This is a genomic window from Candidatus Enterococcus wittei (assembly GCF_002140175.1).
GTDB lineage: Bacteria > Bacillota > Bacilli > Lactobacillales > Enterococcaceae > Enterococcus_B > Enterococcus_B wittei.
In genome coordinates, this window is the sequence record NZ_NGMO01000005.1 from 126287 (window position 1) to 140786 (window position 14500).

The following is a 14500-nucleotide window of genomic DNA, read 5'->3' on the forward strand; positions in this document are numbered from 1 at the left end:
TTTCCTTTCCTAAATAAAATGTAATGGTTCATTATCAATGGCTACGAACAGGCCTTGGCGCTGTTCTTTCTGACTTTGATTTAATATTGTTTTTAATGCATCAGCAAGTGCTGGTTCATGTTTATATTTGATAATCAATTGATAGTAATAGCGATTTTTCACTCGTAAAATCGTGCTAGGCACTGGCCCTAGTAATAAACTAGTTGGCCCTAGCACTTCTTTTAACTGACTAGCAATTTGGAAGATTTTCTTAGCGGCCACTTGTTCTTCTGCATGGCTCGTTGTGATTTTAACTGTAAAATAATAAGGTGGATAGCCACTACGATGACGAACATGCATTTCTTTTTGATAAAAACGTTCATAGTTTTGCTCTTTCACTAACTCAATCGCATAATGATTCGGATTGAATGTTTGGATCACTACTTCACCTGCTTTGTCCGCTCTTCCAGCACGACCAGAGACTTGTGTAAGCAACTGGAACGTATTCTCACTTGAACGGAAATCTGGTAGGTTCAAAGAAGTATCTGCATTTAAAACACCTACTAACGTAACATCGGGAAAATCCAATCCTTTAGCAATCATCTGAGTTCCTAATAAGATGTCCGCTTGTTTATCGCCAAATTTCTGTAAAATCCGCTCATGGGCACCTTTTCTTCTGGTTGTATCCACATCCATCCGTAAAATCCTTGCTTCAGGATACAAAGCTTGTAGCTCTTCTTCTACTTTTTGTGTACCAGTTCCATAATAACGAATCTTATTCCCACCACAATTGGAACAACGTGTAGGAATAGGTTCTTCATGCCCGCAATAGTGGCACCGCATCGAACGTGTATCCATATGGAGGGTCAGAGAAATATCACAATTAGGGCATGGCAAAACAAAACCACAGTCTCGGCACATCACAAAAGAGGAGTAGCCACGACGATTCAATAGTAAAACTGTTTGTTCTTTTTTTGTCAGACGGTCTTGTATTTTTTCTTGGAGCTGACTTGAAAAAGTAGATGTCTGATTTTTTTCAAACTCTTGTCTCATATCAACGACTTCAATCGTGGGTAATTGTGCACTTGATTTGGCACGTTTGCTCAAACGCAACAACTGGTAGACCCCTTTTTGCGCACGCGCACGAGACTCTAATGAGGGTGTCGCACTCCCTAAAACAACCGGACACCGATGGTAATTACCACGCCAAATAGCTAAATCCCGAGCATGATAACGAGGTGTCTCATCCTGCTTATAACTTGATTCATGCTCTTCGTCAATAATGATCAAACCAAGGTTTTCTAGTGGGGCAAAAATAGCGGATCGGGCACCAACTACGACCTGTGCCTCATGACGTTCGATTTTCCGCCATTCATCGTATTTTTCTCCTTGAGAAAGGCCACTATGTAATACCGCAACGGATTCTCCAAAACGTCCTTTGAATCGCTCCACCATCTGGGGTGTCAGTGCAATTTCTGGTACAAGCATGATAGCTGTTTTATTTTCTGCCAAAACATCTGCAATCGCTTGAAGATAGACTTCTGTTTTTCCACTACCTGTGATACCTTCTAATAAAAAGGTGCGATTGCTTCCTTGGTGGCAGGCTTCAATCACTTGATCAACAGCTGATTGTTGTTCTTCATTCAGTTGTAATGCATTCGTTCGTTCAAACACACGATGTTTGTAAGGATCACGATAGCTTTCTACTTCCTCAAAACGTAACCAGCCTTTATCACGTCCTTGATTGAGAACAACAGAACTGATACCCTTTTCTTTGAAGTAAGCAACTGGTTCATCTTTTTCTAGTTCAGAAAGACATAACAGTAACTCTTTTTGTTTTTTCGCATTCTGTCTCAGCTTGCCCCATTCCTCATCAATTTGTGTATTAGATAAAAGCGAATGGACGGTGCGGATGGTTTTTACTTTATTTTTAGTATGCACTTCATACTTGATGTCTACTAATTTTTTTTGACGCCAACGAATCAATTGTGTCAATATCCCTTTTTCTTCCGCTTCTTTCCATGAAATTTCTTTTCTACCATTGAATAATTCTAAAACCGCGGGCTGATCGGTTAACGGATAAATCTGCTTCTCATACTCTGCCTTCATCACACTAGGCAACATCGTTTGCAAACAAGTGATTTTAAACGCATACGTAATAGTTTTCATATAGTCAGCCAACATCAGCAACTCTTGATTGACAACTGGTGCTAAATCAAGGACTTGTACGATAGGCTTCAATTCATGTTCACCTTGCTGTTCGCTTACCTGTAAAGCAACAACAAAACCTTGGACTTGGCGGTTCCCATTACCAAAAGGAACAGCCACACGCATACCTACTTGTATAACCTGTTCCATTTCTGAAGGAACCAGATAAGTGAAAGCTTGATCTGTTTGCATCGTTGGTACATCAACAATTACATCAGCAGTTACAGTCATTGATCCCTTCCCCCTTTATACTTCATTTTGCTTTGAACACAAAATGGCTCTTGCTTATTCTACTAGAGATTCCCACTTTTGTCTTATTTTCTGCCAAATCCTAACAAAAAATTAACGGAGAAAAAAGGTTGTGACCACAGCGTTTTGATCCGAGCAGTAAGGCAAGCCATCAGAAAATAGCTGTTCATATTTTTTGGTGGGTTAACTTAGTACCGAGGATCAGCTGTGGAAACAAACTAGATTCCCACTTTTCCGCTCTGTTACTTAGAAAATAAACCGAAGAATCTTGAAAATAGCTTTCCTATTTTCAGATTCTTCGGTTTGTCTTTCAAGGTAAGGCTCTTAGCCACACCCCTCAATACTCTATTTAAATGAACTGGCTATGATTTAATCACTATTTTATAGCTTTTGTTCTTCACGAATACGTGATTCTAATTCTTGTTGTTCACGATCTTTTTGTGCTTTGCGCTCTTCATCTTCCATGCGCAAACGTTCACGTTTCAATTCAGGATGTGGATCACTGATCACATTTCCTGCTTCGATTTCTTCTAACGCTTGTCCTACACTTTTCACAGAATCAAATGAATCCAATGTTGGTTGTGCTTTAGCATCTAGTTCATGTGCTCGTTTACTTGCTAAAATAACAAGAGAATATTTTGAATTTACACGATCTAATAATGAGTCGATTGAAGGTTTTAACATCATAAGACTACATCTCCTTTAACATTTTTATATATTTTCCGATTACACGGTCGACACGGAAATGCTCACTGGCAATAATATCTTTGATACGATCCACTGCTAAATGAACTTCATCATTGACGACGGCATAGTCATACAGAGCCATCATTTCAATTTCTTCTTTGGCAACTTTCATTCGTTCTTCAATTACTTCGTCTGCATCTGTTCCACGTCCAACGATTCGCGACTTCAGCTCTGCTAAATCTGGAGGCGTTAGAAAAATAAATACGCCGTCAGGTACTTTTTCTTTGACTTGTTTGGCACCTTGGACTTCGATTTCTAGGAAAACATCTTTCCCCTCATCTAAGGTTTTATTCACATATGACAATGGTGTTCCATAATAATTCCCAACATACTCGGCATACTCCAGCATTTCGCCTTCTTCAATCATCTTCTCGAATTCTTCTCGACTGCGGAAGTAGTAATCCACTCCTTCGACTTCTCCTTCACGCATCTGACGTGTAGTCATTGAAATCGAATATTGAAAATCATTATCTTCACTCTCAAAAATTGCTTTTCGCACCGTGCCTTTCCCCACACCTGATGGACCAGACAATACGATTAATAATCCACGCTCTGACATGACGACGTCCTTTCAACTAGTCTTTTTATACTATTGCTTATTTTGCACTTTTTTCCTGCAACTTTCAAGGTTATTTTTTATTATAGCTAGAAAACAAGGAAAAAGCTATGTTCATTCTAGATGAATCTTGTCGTTTTATTCGATATTTTGGATTTGTTCCCGAATTTTTTCAAGGATCGTTTTCGCTTGGATCACTTGATTTTTTATTTCGATCGCACTGGACTTAGACCCGATCGTATTGATTTCACGATTCATTTCTTGCACTAAAAAATCAAGTTCTCGACCAATTGGATATTTTACTGTTAACAATTCTTCTAATTTTTGGCCATGAATAGTTAAGCGGTCTAATTCTTCATGGATATCACCACGTTCTAACAAAATAGCTAATTCTGTCAATAAACGTTGTTCATCTACGTCTGTTCCCAAGAACTCTTCTAATTTTTCCTGGAACTTCAGTCGATATTCTTCTTCATATACATTCACAAAAGAATGCAGTGAATCAACGATTCCTTCTAATTCTTTTGCTTGTTGCTTCAGCACATCTGCTAAGGCTTGACCTTCCACTTCCCGACTTGTTTCAATCGCTGAAAGGGCAGACTGCATGGTTTCAACAGCAATCTTTGCTAAGGCATCCTGATTTTCTTGTTTCGTTTCTTCAATTGTTACAAAAGCTTCATCTAATGCAAATCGCTCGATGAGTGCCCCCAGCGACAATTGATTGGATTGACCATATTTCTGTTCGATGCCTTCTGTCAATTGCGTATACAAGGTGTCGATCAGATTCCAGTTGATGGACACTTTCTGTTCTTTTGTTCCTAGATACGTTAGATTCATAAAGACATCCACACGACCACGGCTCAATTTTTTTTTGATCAATTGTCTTAATTCATTTTCAACGAACCCCAATGCTTTTGGGCCACGCATCTGTATATCTAAAAAGCGTTGATTGACACTTTTTATTTCAATCTCAAGTTGATATTCAGCTGATTCACGGATGGCACTGCCAAAACCAGTCATACTCTTCATGGACAGGTTCCTTTCATTTACATATTTTCGATGGCTTTTTGCAAGGCTTCAAATTCTTCATTGCTCAATGTCAAGCCTTTACCCATTTTTTCATGTTCAGGTGCCCAATCACGCAAGTCAAATTTCGGTGGTCGACCATTCCAACTGACTAAATTTAATTCTTTACGCCAGCCTTTATTATTTTCAGATAAAACAGCGATTTCTTCTATGATTTCGTATGAGAATTCTTGTGCCATGGTTGTTCCTCCTTAAGATAAGCTAAATACAAGAACAATAAGATATCGAATGCCTGTGTATTTAGTTTGATTTGTATGTTTTGTTGTTTCTTCTGTTTTAGAAGCTTCAAGGCAATTTGTTCCTTTGTATGGTCTATTGTAGCATTTCGTTGATATTTTCGATACTTATGCCATTCTTGGGCATTCAGTTGACCCACGTGATTCACGAAAGTAGCATCACTGGATGACGCTTCGCAGATCACTTTCATTAATTCCTCCACTTGGTACACCTTGTTTGGTAAGATTACTTTTCTTTTAGCTAATGATTCCAGCATTGCCAATCCGCATGTTTCAAATTCCACCCTGTCCTTATATACATTACGCAATTCTTGCCAAAATTTCATATTGTAAAAAAAAGAAAGATCAAGATGGATTTCCTTTACTAAAAATCTTAAGAATTGCTGCCAATAGTGCTCTGCCATTTTTGTCGAATCAAAGGTATACCAGTTTCCTTGGTAAACACCTAGCTGTTTTTTGGCTTCTAAGTATCCTAACTGGATATTAAGCTGATTCCGTTGGCTATCAAAAATTAAAAAGCTTCCCAATGACCATTTTGAACAGCATGTCCAAGCCACGATAGTGTCCGGCTGCTTAATTTTTTTTGTCACGCCAGGACCTTGAATATCCACGATAAAAACCTCAGTGGCTTGTTGTTTTACAGCAACATCCACAGGAAGATTATTACGATAGCCACCATCCACATATTTAAAAGAACCGATTTGGCGATAAGCCATCGCAGGGAAAAAAGAGGCAGATGCAAGTATCCAATCTGCGATTTCCTGTGGCTCTAATGCTTGAATCTGTGTGACTGTCTCTAAGAATTCTGGTATTTTTGTCGCTACGGTATATAAGCTAGGAGTAGTGGTTTCCTTGATTTTCTTCACATCTAGATATTGCTCCACTAACGTTTCCAAAGGTGCAATAGAAGCCCCACCTTCTATCATGGCCTGTTTCGTCATCTGTCGTGTTTCATAGAGAAAGCGTTGATAGAGACCATCAGTTGCCTTCTCATCAGATAACGCAAACACTTGATTTGTTTTCAACCTATTCCATAAATCAATCGCAACCTCTAGTTGATCTTGGACAATTAGTGCCCCATTCAATGCACCTACGGATGTTCCTGTAACGATTGAAATGAACAAATCCTCTTCTTTCAGTGCTTTCCAAACTCCAATCTGGTAAGCTCCATGAGCACCACCACCACCTAAAACTAACGCCGTCCGATAATGCATCTCTTTACTGATCTTAGTAGAACTAATCAATTCATATCCATGTTTCAAGAAAATCCGTTGCTCTTCAAAGGAGAACTCTCTCTTAATTGAAATTGTGCAAAAACGTTTGAAAAAATAACGTGTACAACTGTCTAAAAGAGACACTAGTTTCGACCATTCCCAAGCTGCAGTTTCAATTAAAAGGTTAGTAAAAATTAGCGAACGTTCAGTTATATCAGCTGTAAAATAAATCGTAAAATCATTTGTGACGATCTTCCACGCTTGCCTTTTTTTGGCCATTTGCCAAAAAGCATTGCGACTCTCATGTTGTGTAGTAAAAAAAGCCAAAGGCTGACTTGCACTTTCAATGTTGTCTTGGAGATAGTATCTCTCAGACCAATAAACTTGCTGAATATCCATATTTTTCTCCTTTTGTATCATTATATCAAGGAATCATGATTTCTTATAACGATACCTGAACAACTATTACTTTTTATTTTTCTGTTATCAATCAACTAGAAAAAATCAGACTGAAAAAATTCACGTTCTTAAAAAAACAAACGGATTAATTGACACTCTATTCATATGAAACTATCAATAACTTGGTTTTCCAATAATATTCATAGTTATTTTCTAATAAATTATGGTGATTTTGTAATGGAATTTTAAAATAAAAGAAACAAGCTTTTTTGTAATAAATGTTGTAAAATGAAAGAGATGAGAAATGGGTAAAGGAGGAGCATGATGACTGAGTCAGTTTATGTACATATCGATACTACAAGCAATGCTGTTTTAACTAAAGGACTGACTATCAGTGATTTTTCAAATAGCATCGTGCATTTCCCTCAAAATCTTCTTTTGTTGGATCCTTCTGCATTTGCTGGAGAATACGAGTCCCATACGGGTTTAAAAGTCATCCGAGGGACGGAGAATATCCAACTTTTTTTTAATTCTTTACGTAGTCGCAATAGTGGAGTAGATTTGAAATGGGTGGATTTCACAGATTTGACGATGTTAAAAGAACTCACTCCACTTGAAATTTCAGAGTTATTATACTTTGGCCATATGAAAACACATTTACATTCACCTTTTTTTTATAAATTACAAAATAACTTTGTTTATTTCGATTTGAATGACCAATTGAACCGAATCTATTATCGTTATATCGATGAATTTTATCGGATTTTTGCCAACAAACTTAGTACGATTGTTTCAGAAAAAATCAACGTAAAAAAATCATTCTTTAGAAAAGAGATTCCCGTAGAGAAAATCAGTGTCGAGATCCTGAAAAAAATGCGTAACCTCATGCAAGAAGGGATTATCTTCTCATTTGAACAAGACGGTTTGATCAACGACACTTATCATATTCCAATCTACATCATCGAAGACTATGTCTGGAAATTAAAAGGAACTCGTTATCGTGAAGAAAAACCAGTTGGCATGCTGATCTATCACTCTGCTCAACGCCAGTGGAGTTTAGAAGGTGAAGCAGCTAACTTTACGTATAATACTTTTGTATAACTAAATAAAAAAGGCTCTATAACTTATGGGACTGATGAATCAGAATTGATTCTTCAGTCCCATTTTCATTTTAGATGTTAAAAAACATATCGTTCTCTAGTATGATTAAATCACCACAAAATAAACAACTGAGAGGACGATATGCTCTATGAATAATTCTATCAAAAAAACACTGAGATTAGTAGACAAAAATTTAACAATTACCGAGGTTACTTTCAAGACTCTGTAGAAGAAAAAGATCTTAATCGTTGATGCGGTTCTTTCACTTGCTCCGTGTGCCTGTAAAAATTGTGGTTCTTCCATGTTAGATGCGAATGGCAAGTCGATATAAAAAAAGAGCGGAGACAAGAGTATTAATTACTCTTGTTCCACGCTCTAAACATGTATAAATGGCGAAATCAGAAGCAAATCCTTCGATAATAAACTGAAATTCACAAAATTTGAAAAGCAACTTTCGTGAATTCCTTCTTATTTCTCGGAGTTAAACACTTCTGTCCCAGCCTTTTTTTGAATGTGCTCATTTAAAAACAGCTATTTACATCTTTTATTCAATACTATTTTCTCAACGTATCTTCTGATTTGTCCCACAAAATGATTGATTGCTCTTAGATTCATTCGCTTGTTTTTCCTCTAAACAAAGAAGGCAATGTCCGTTCGATTCCTAGTAATACAATGATCGTCACCACTCCTGTCGCTAATGCACTTGCCCCATTCATCACTAGAGAAAATAGCCAGGGATTCATCCCCCACATGGCGAAGCTCCCCCAAAAAACAACCCCAGCAATAAAATGCCAAAAATATCTAGCCCCAACTCCAACTAACGTCGCCAAAACAATAGTCATACTCATTTTCCTTGTACTTCTTTGATCTAATCCTCGTTGCATCTGCTTTGAAAAAATCCCAGCTGTTCCAGCAAAAGTAAAGGCTATTGGATACTCGATCAGTACTTGTAGCACACTAAGATAATACACTTGACCTGTTGGAAAATGTAAAAGCCCCCATAATAGCCCCGCTGACATTCCAGCTTTCCATCCTCTTCTCAACGCAAAGAGTGTTAATGGGATTTGACCTAGAGATATGGAAAAACTGCTGCCGATTTGAAGTGGAATCAAAGATAATACTAATGATAGGGCTGCAACGATGGTTCCTTCAATCCAAATACTGTGTTTTTTGTTCATAAAAAAACTTCCTCCTCGATAATTTAACATCACAAAGGAGGAAGCAGAATGAGTTCGTCTTTACTAAGACAGCTCTTGCTTCTAAAAAGCAGCATTCGCTATTCGTTCACAATTCCTACGCTCGCATAACCGAAACAGGTACGAAGGGTTTAGAATAAATTCAGTCTCAGCCCAGATGGACTCCCCTTTGTGATTGCATTATTCAATTTTTAGTATGGTGTTATTTCTTTGTTTCAAATAGAGGACTTACTGGTTTATTTTCATGAATGCGTTTGATTGCATCTCCCATTAATCCACCAACACTTACTTCGTCGATTTTATCAATTTTGCGGTCTTCTGGCAAATAGATTGAGTCCGTCACAACTAAACGTTCAATAGCTGAGTCCTCAATACGTTGTAAAGCAGGCCCAGATAAGACTGGATGCGTACATGAAGCATAGACACTCACTGCACCAGCTTCTTTCAATGCATTGGCCGCTAGAGTGATCGTACCAGCTGTATCGATCATATCATCAATCAATACACATGTTTTCCCTTCTACTTTACCGATGATATTCATGACTTCTGCGACATTTGCTTTTGGACGACGTTTGTCAATGATGGCAATCGGTGATTTCAGAAATTCTGCTAATTTACGCGCACGTGTTACACCACCATGATCCGGTGAAACGACAACAACATCATCACCCTTGATGCCTTTTTCTAGGAAATAATTAGCAATCAATGGTGCACCCATCAAGTGATCGACAGGGATATCAAAGAATCCTTGGATTTGCACCGCATGTAAATCAAGTGTCAACATTCTTGTTGCACCCGCTTTTTGAATCATATTTGCCACTAATTTTGCAGTGATTGGTTCACGGGCACGAGCTTTACGATCTTGACGTGCATATCCATAATAAGGCATCACTACGTTAATTGTTTTTGCACTTGCACGTTTCAAGGCATCAATCATAATCAATAGTTCCATCAGATTATCATTCACAGGGCTGCTAGTTGATTGAATGACATAGACGTGTGAACCACGAATACTTTCTTCGATGTTGACTTGAATCTCACCGTCACTAAATTGCGTAACTGATGATTTTCCTAATTCAACACCCACTGCTGCAGCGATTTTCTCTGCTAATGGACGATTTGAATTTAACGCAAAAATTTTTAATCTTGGGTCAAAGTAATGTTTCGACATGGGGACCTCCGCTTTCTTTTTCACAACTCTACTACCTAATAAATACTAGTCATATTTATCAAATAAATCAAGTGATATTACAAAACTATTAATTTAAATAAGGGAGTTTCTTAGCGTATCCTTCTTTATTCACTTGTCTAGCTCGAGCAATAGCCATTGCATACTCAGGAATATTATCTGTAATCGTTGAGCCAGCAGCAATTGAGGTGTTTTTTGCTACTTCCACTGGAGCAATAATATTCGCATTTGAACCAATGAAGCTATGATCACCGATCGTTGTTCGGTGTTTTCCTTTGCCATCATAGTTGACAAAGACAACGCCACAACCTACATTGATGTCTTCACCTAATGTCGCATCTCCTACATAAGTCAAGTGACCTACTTTCGTATCTTTACCGATTTGGGCATTTTTGACTTCCACAAAATTACCAATATGGACTCCTTCACCAATCTCTGCTTTTGGACGTAAATGAGCAAAAGGTCCAACATCTGCCTTTGTTTTCACTATGCTACTTTCAATCACTGAATTTTCAATCGTCACTTGATCTTCAATCGTACTATCGACGATTCGTGAATGTGCACCGATAAAGCAATCTTCTCCAATCACTGTGTTCCCTTGAATCTGTACTCCAGCTTCAATGATTGTATCTGATCCGATCACTACATCCGCATCAATATAAGTAGCAGCTGGGTCAATGAATGACACTCCGTTCACCATATGCATCTTATTGATACGTTGGCGCATCAACTCATTGGCTTTAGCTAAAGCAATTCGATCATTTACACCCATACACTCATCAAAATCCTCCGTTTGATAAGCAGCTACCGGACTACCTGCATCTTTCAATATCTCAATGATATCTGTCAAATAGTATTCACCTTGGGCATTATCTGTACCAACTTTGTTCAAAGCTTCAAATAAAGCTTTATTATCAAAACAGTAAGTACCAGTATTGATTTCTTGAACCATTGCTTCTTCTGGAGAAGCATCTTTTTGTTCGACGATTTTTTCAACGATTCCTACATGGTCACGAATGATTCGTCCATAGCCAGTTGGGTCTTCCGCTTGAGCAGTCAAAATAGTAGCACTAGCATTTTTCCCTTGATGATATTCAAATAAGTTATTCAATGTTTCTGTCGTCAACAATGGAGTATCTCCACTGATCACTAATGTAGTACCTTCTTTTCCTGCTAAGAAAGCTGCTGCTTGTAAAACAGCATGTCCTGTTCCCAACTGTTCTTCTTGTAGCACATATTCACTACGATCTCCTAATTGTGCTTTCACTTTCTCTGCACCATGACCTACAATCGTCACGATTTGGTCAGGATTAGTTTCACTTACTCGATTAATGATGTGTTCAACCATCGGTTTTCCAGCTACTGGATGTAATACCTTATATAATTTGGATTTCATACGGGTTCCTTTTCCCGCTGCTAAAATAATCGCATATCGTGCGTTCAAATGTGTCACTCCTAAATAACAATTTATTAGTTTAAGTTTAGCCCAGTACAAGCATTTTTTCAACTAAACTAACCATTTTTATAACTATACCATTTTATTGAAGTTACCAAACAGGTTTCATTTTTCTCCAAAAGTAAACACATGATTGGAGCTACGGTTTCCCTATCAAGAAACAAACCAAAGAATCCCAAAATAGTTTCTCCTATTTTCAGGTTTCTTTGGTTTAGTGTCGTGGACCAGATGATGGCACCCATTCATTCACTTTTAAAAGACATATATTTTTCAATTATCTAAAAACAAGCATTTTCATGTTTATTCTGCGAAATAATTTCCTGGTACTACTGTAATGTTTTTCGTCTGTGTATCCACATCTTTCACATATAACAATGAAGTGTAATCATCAATTGCACGATGACCATTAAATTTAGATTCTGCAAAAACAGTGATACCTACTAGCTCTGATTCAAATTCTTCAATCAGGCTCTTCATTCCATTCACTGTTCCGCCGCCTTTCATAAAGTCATCGACAACTAAGACACGTGAACCGCGTTTAAGACTTCTTTTAGATAATTCCATTTTTTCAATTCGCTCCGATGAACCCGAAACATAGTTCACACTGACTGTGGATCCTTCGGTAATCTTTGAATCTCGTCGTACAATGACAAATGGTGCATTTAAATAATAAGAAACTGCTTGTGCAATAGGTACACCTTTTGTTGCCACAGTCATCACTGCATCAATTTTTTCGCCTAGATACTTAGAAGCAATGATTTTCCCTACTTGACGCAATAGTTCAGGTTCTCCTAATAGATCAGATAAATAAACATATCCGCCAGGTAATAACCGATCCTGTTCAGATAAACGTTCAGCCAAAGATTCAATATATTTTTTTGCTTCTTCATAAGAGATTTCTGGAATGAACAAAACGCCGCCTGCTGCTCCAGGAATGGTTTCAAGCGTTCCGCAACCTCTTTCTTTAAATGTTTTCTTGATGATAGCTAGATCCTCACTAATAGAAGATTTAGCAGATTCATAACGTTCGGCAAAGCTTGTTAAAGAAATCAATTCATGGGGATGATCCAATAAATACTGAGTCATATCAACAAGTCGTTCACTGCGACGAACTTTCACATATTCCAGCTCCTTTTTCCAACAAAGTTTATCGTGTTTCATTATATAAGTTTTTCTCTAAAAATTCGAGCATTTTATAAAAAAACAAGGAAATAGTTCGGAATTTATCAAAAAAATAGATAATTGCATGAAAAGTGTTCATGTAAGAAAAAACGGAGCGTCAGAAAATAGCTTTCCTATTCTCTAACACTCCGATCTATTCGTTAAAAGCACTAATTTTTTAATCCTTTTGATTTTAAAAGACTAAAAACTAGTTTTTATCGTTTTTTACTGGTAGATCCATTATTTCTTCTTGTCATGAACCAGATACGTTTGACCAAATTCACCAATAAAAACAACAGTATAAAGACTAAAGTGATTGTCGCTCCTGGAGGGGTGTCTAGATAAAAAGAACTAGTTAGCCCTGAAAGCATCCCGATAAATCCAACGAGGACGCTGATGATCATCACGATATTGAAACTTTTTCCTAAACGCATACCGATAGCTGCTGGCAATACCATGATCGCAGAGATCAGTAGCGCTCCAGCAATAGGGATCATCACAGCGATTGCAATTCCAGTAATGATATTGAACATCATCGACATCCAATGAACAGGTAGTCCATCTACATGCGCGGTATCTTCGTCAAAAGTCAATACATACATCGGACGCTTGAATAAAAAGAATAATATACCAATAACCACAAATAAAATCCCTAAAAATATCACTTGCTCCCAAGTGATCGTTACAATGGAACCAAACAAATAAGATTGGATACTTGTAGCAGAATTACCACCACTTAAATTCATTAAAACAAGCGCTAAAGCAAGGCCGCCTGCCATTAAAATCGCAATAGAAATTTCTGAATAGGTTCGATACATGGAGCGCAAATATTCTAATATAATAGCTGCGATCACGACGACGACCATGGTGGTCAAGGTAGGATTCAAATTCAGAAAGAAACCCAAGGCCACCCCTGCTAAAGACACATGTGATAATGTATCAGCCATCAGTGATTGACGTCTGATCACGAGAAAAACACCCAACATAGGGGCGATTCCCGCAATGAATATTGCTGCTAGAAATGCCCGTCTCATGAATTCATATGAAAGCAACGCCATTGAGAATCCTCCTTTCTCACTAACCGAATTTGTCGATCGGCATATTGCTTGATATCTTCATGATCGTGAGTGATCATCAACACAGCTTTCCCATGGTCATGCGCACTATGACGCAACAAGCGATAAAACTCATTTCTAGATTCTTCATCCATACCAGTCGTTGGCTCGTCTAACACGAACAAATCAGGATCGGTAGCAAATATACGTGCCAAACTGATCCGTTGCTTCTGTCCTCCAGAAAGTTCACCGATTCGTCGATGACGCATCTCCCACATCCCTACTGCTTCTAATGCTCTTTTCACATGTTGATGATCTTTTTCAGTTAATCGCTTGAACCAGCGATCACGAGGATACCGTCCTGAGCGCACAAGTTCAAGGACTGTGCTAGGAAAACCCGCATTAAAAGATGATACTTGCTGTGGGATATAACCGATACTAAGTTTATTTCCTTCCTGATTTTTTTCCGCGATTTTGATTGTTCCTTTTGAGGGTTTCAACAATCCTAAAGAAGCCTTGATCAATGTTGATTTAGCTGCTCCATTTTCCCCGGTCAAAATGACGAATTCTCCTGCATCCACGTGATAGGATACACCTTCCAAAACAGGCTCATCGTCATAATAGAAGGTTAAATCGGTTATTTCAATATAATGCACGTAGAGACCTCC

General features: G+C 38.0%; 13 protein-coding genes, 1 pseudogene and 1 riboswitch. Of the genes and pseudogenes, 2 read left to right on the forward strand and 12 right to left on the reverse strand.

Going from position 1 to position 14500, the window contains the following annotated elements:
* Positions 1 to 9: 9 nt before the first annotated feature.
* The 6 genes from priA to A5844_RS13085 form a co-directional block, all read right to left on the reverse strand.
* Entirely contained in the window at positions 10 to 2418 is a 2409-nt protein-coding gene (gene priA, locus A5844_RS13060) for a primosomal protein N' (protein ID WP_086285607.1), read from the reverse strand.
* A gap of 399 nt (positions 2419 to 2817) precedes the next feature.
* The gene (gene rpoZ, locus A5844_RS13065; protein ID WP_086285608.1) at positions 2818 to 3123 is read right to left on the reverse strand and encodes a DNA-directed RNA polymerase subunit omega; all 306 of its coding nucleotides are present in this window, start codon (positions 3121 to 3123) and stop codon (positions 2818 to 2820) included.
* A gap of 4 nt (positions 3124 to 3127) precedes the next feature.
* Positions 3128 to 3742, reverse strand: coding sequence for a guanylate kinase (gene gmk / locus A5844_RS13070; protein ID WP_086285609.1), 615 nt, complete (start codon positions 3740 to 3742; stop codon positions 3128 to 3130).
* A 135-nt stretch (positions 3743 to 3877) separates the two neighbouring features.
* On the reverse strand, positions 3878 to 4768 hold the full coding sequence (locus A5844_RS13075; RefSeq protein ID WP_086285610.1) for a YicC/YloC family endoribonuclease: 891 nt from the start codon (positions 4766 to 4768) through the stop codon (positions 3878 to 3880).
* A 17-nt stretch (positions 4769 to 4785) separates the two neighbouring features.
* A complete protein-coding gene (locus A5844_RS13080; protein WP_086285611.1) occupies positions 4786 to 5004 on the reverse strand; it encodes a YdbC family protein in 219 nt (72 codons plus the stop codon).
* Complete coding sequence (locus A5844_RS13085; RefSeq protein ID WP_086285612.1) at positions 4974 to 6674, reverse strand: patatin-like phospholipase family protein; 1701 nt, start codon at positions 6672 to 6674, stop codon at positions 4974 to 4976. The genes A5844_RS13080 and A5844_RS13085 overlap by 31 nt, the downstream gene beginning before the upstream one ends.
* Before the next feature lie 324 nt (positions 6675 to 6998).
* Between A5844_RS13085 and A5844_RS13090 the strand changes: the two genes are divergently transcribed.
* Both A5844_RS13090 and A5844_RS14715 read left to right on the forward strand, forming a co-directional pair.
* The gene (locus tag A5844_RS13090) at positions 6999 to 7775 is read left to right on the forward strand and encodes a hypothetical protein (RefSeq protein ID WP_086285613.1); all 777 of its coding nucleotides are present in this window, start codon (positions 6999 to 7001) and stop codon (positions 7773 to 7775) included.
* A gap of 148 nt (positions 7776 to 7923) precedes the next feature.
* A pseudogene (locus A5844_RS14715) lies at positions 7924 to 8103 on the forward strand (ISL3 family transposase); the annotation flags it as partial.
* Positions 8104 to 8386: 283 nt separating this feature from the next.
* Here A5844_RS14715 and thiT read toward each other — a convergent pair.
* The 6 genes from thiT to A5844_RS13120 form a co-directional block, all read right to left on the reverse strand.
* Entirely contained in the window at positions 8387 to 8953 is a 567-nt protein-coding gene (gene thiT / locus A5844_RS13095; RefSeq protein ID WP_086285614.1) for an energy-coupled thiamine transporter ThiT, read from the reverse strand.
* Between the two features lie 95 nt (positions 8954 to 9048).
* A riboswitch (TPP riboswitch) is annotated at positions 9049 to 9150 on the reverse strand.
* A gap of 23 nt (positions 9151 to 9173) precedes the next feature.
* Positions 9174 to 10142 carry a ribose-phosphate diphosphokinase gene (locus A5844_RS13100; RefSeq protein WP_086285615.1) on the reverse strand — a complete coding sequence of 323 codons (969 nt, stop codon included), beginning with the start codon at positions 10140 to 10142 and terminating at the stop codon, positions 9174 to 9176.
* Between the two features lie 88 nt (positions 10143 to 10230).
* Positions 10231 to 11604, reverse strand: coding sequence for a bifunctional UDP-N-acetylglucosamine diphosphorylase/glucosamine-1-phosphate N-acetyltransferase GlmU (gene glmU, locus A5844_RS13105; RefSeq protein WP_086285616.1), 1374 nt, complete (start codon positions 11602 to 11604; stop codon positions 10231 to 10233).
* A 312-nt stretch (positions 11605 to 11916) separates the two neighbouring features.
* On the reverse strand, positions 11917 to 12735 hold the full coding sequence (gene purR, locus A5844_RS13110; protein WP_086285617.1) for a pur operon repressor: 819 nt from the start codon (positions 12733 to 12735) through the stop codon (positions 11917 to 11919).
* 257 nt (positions 12736 to 12992) lie between these two features.
* The gene (locus A5844_RS13115; protein ID WP_086285618.1) at positions 12993 to 13835 is read right to left on the reverse strand and encodes a metal ABC transporter permease; all 843 of its coding nucleotides are present in this window, start codon (positions 13833 to 13835) and stop codon (positions 12993 to 12995) included.
* Positions 13808 to 14488 carry a metal ABC transporter ATP-binding protein gene (locus A5844_RS13120; RefSeq protein WP_086285619.1) on the reverse strand — a complete coding sequence of 227 codons (681 nt, stop codon included), beginning with the start codon at positions 14486 to 14488 and terminating at the stop codon, positions 13808 to 13810. Before A5844_RS13120 ends, A5844_RS13115 begins: the two co-directional genes overlap by 28 nt.
* Positions 14489 to 14500 lie beyond the last annotated feature (12 nt).

Bases quoted from the DNA above. Each gene is read 5' to 3' on its own strand.
- thiT (WP_086285614.1), bottom strand. From the start codon at position 8,953: ATGAACAAAAAACACAGTATTTGGATTGAAGGAACCATCGTTGCAGCC.
- A5844_RS13090 (WP_086285613.1), top strand. From the start codon at position 6,999: ATGACTGAGTCAGTTTATGTACATATCGATACTACAAGCAATGCTGTT.
- A5844_RS13075 (WP_086285610.1), bottom strand. From the start codon at position 4,768: ATGAAGAGTATGACTGGTTTTGGCAGTGCCATCCGTGAATCAGCTGAA.
- A5844_RS13085 (WP_086285612.1), bottom strand. From the start codon at position 6,674: ATGGATATTCAGCAAGTTTATTGGTCTGAGAGATACTATCTCCAAGAC.
- rpoZ (WP_086285608.1), bottom strand. From the start codon at position 3,123: ATGATGTTAAAACCTTCAATCGACTCATTATTAGATCGTGTAAATTCA.
- gmk (WP_086285609.1), bottom strand. From the start codon at position 3,742: ATGTCAGAGCGTGGATTATTAATCGTATTGTCTGGTCCATCAGGTGTG.
- A5844_RS13100 (WP_086285615.1), bottom strand. From the start codon at position 10,142: ATGTCGAAACATTACTTTGACCCAAGATTAAAAATTTTTGCGTTAAAT.
- A5844_RS13080 (WP_086285611.1), bottom strand. From the start codon at position 5,004: ATGGCACAAGAATTCTCATACGAAATCATAGAAGAAATCGCTGTTTTA.
- A5844_RS13115 (WP_086285618.1), bottom strand. From the start codon at position 13,835: ATGGCGTTGCTTTCATATGAATTCATGAGACGGGCATTTCTAGCAGCA.
- priA (WP_086285607.1), bottom strand. From the start codon at position 2,418: ATGACTGTAACTGCTGATGTAATTGTTGATGTACCAACGATGCAAACA.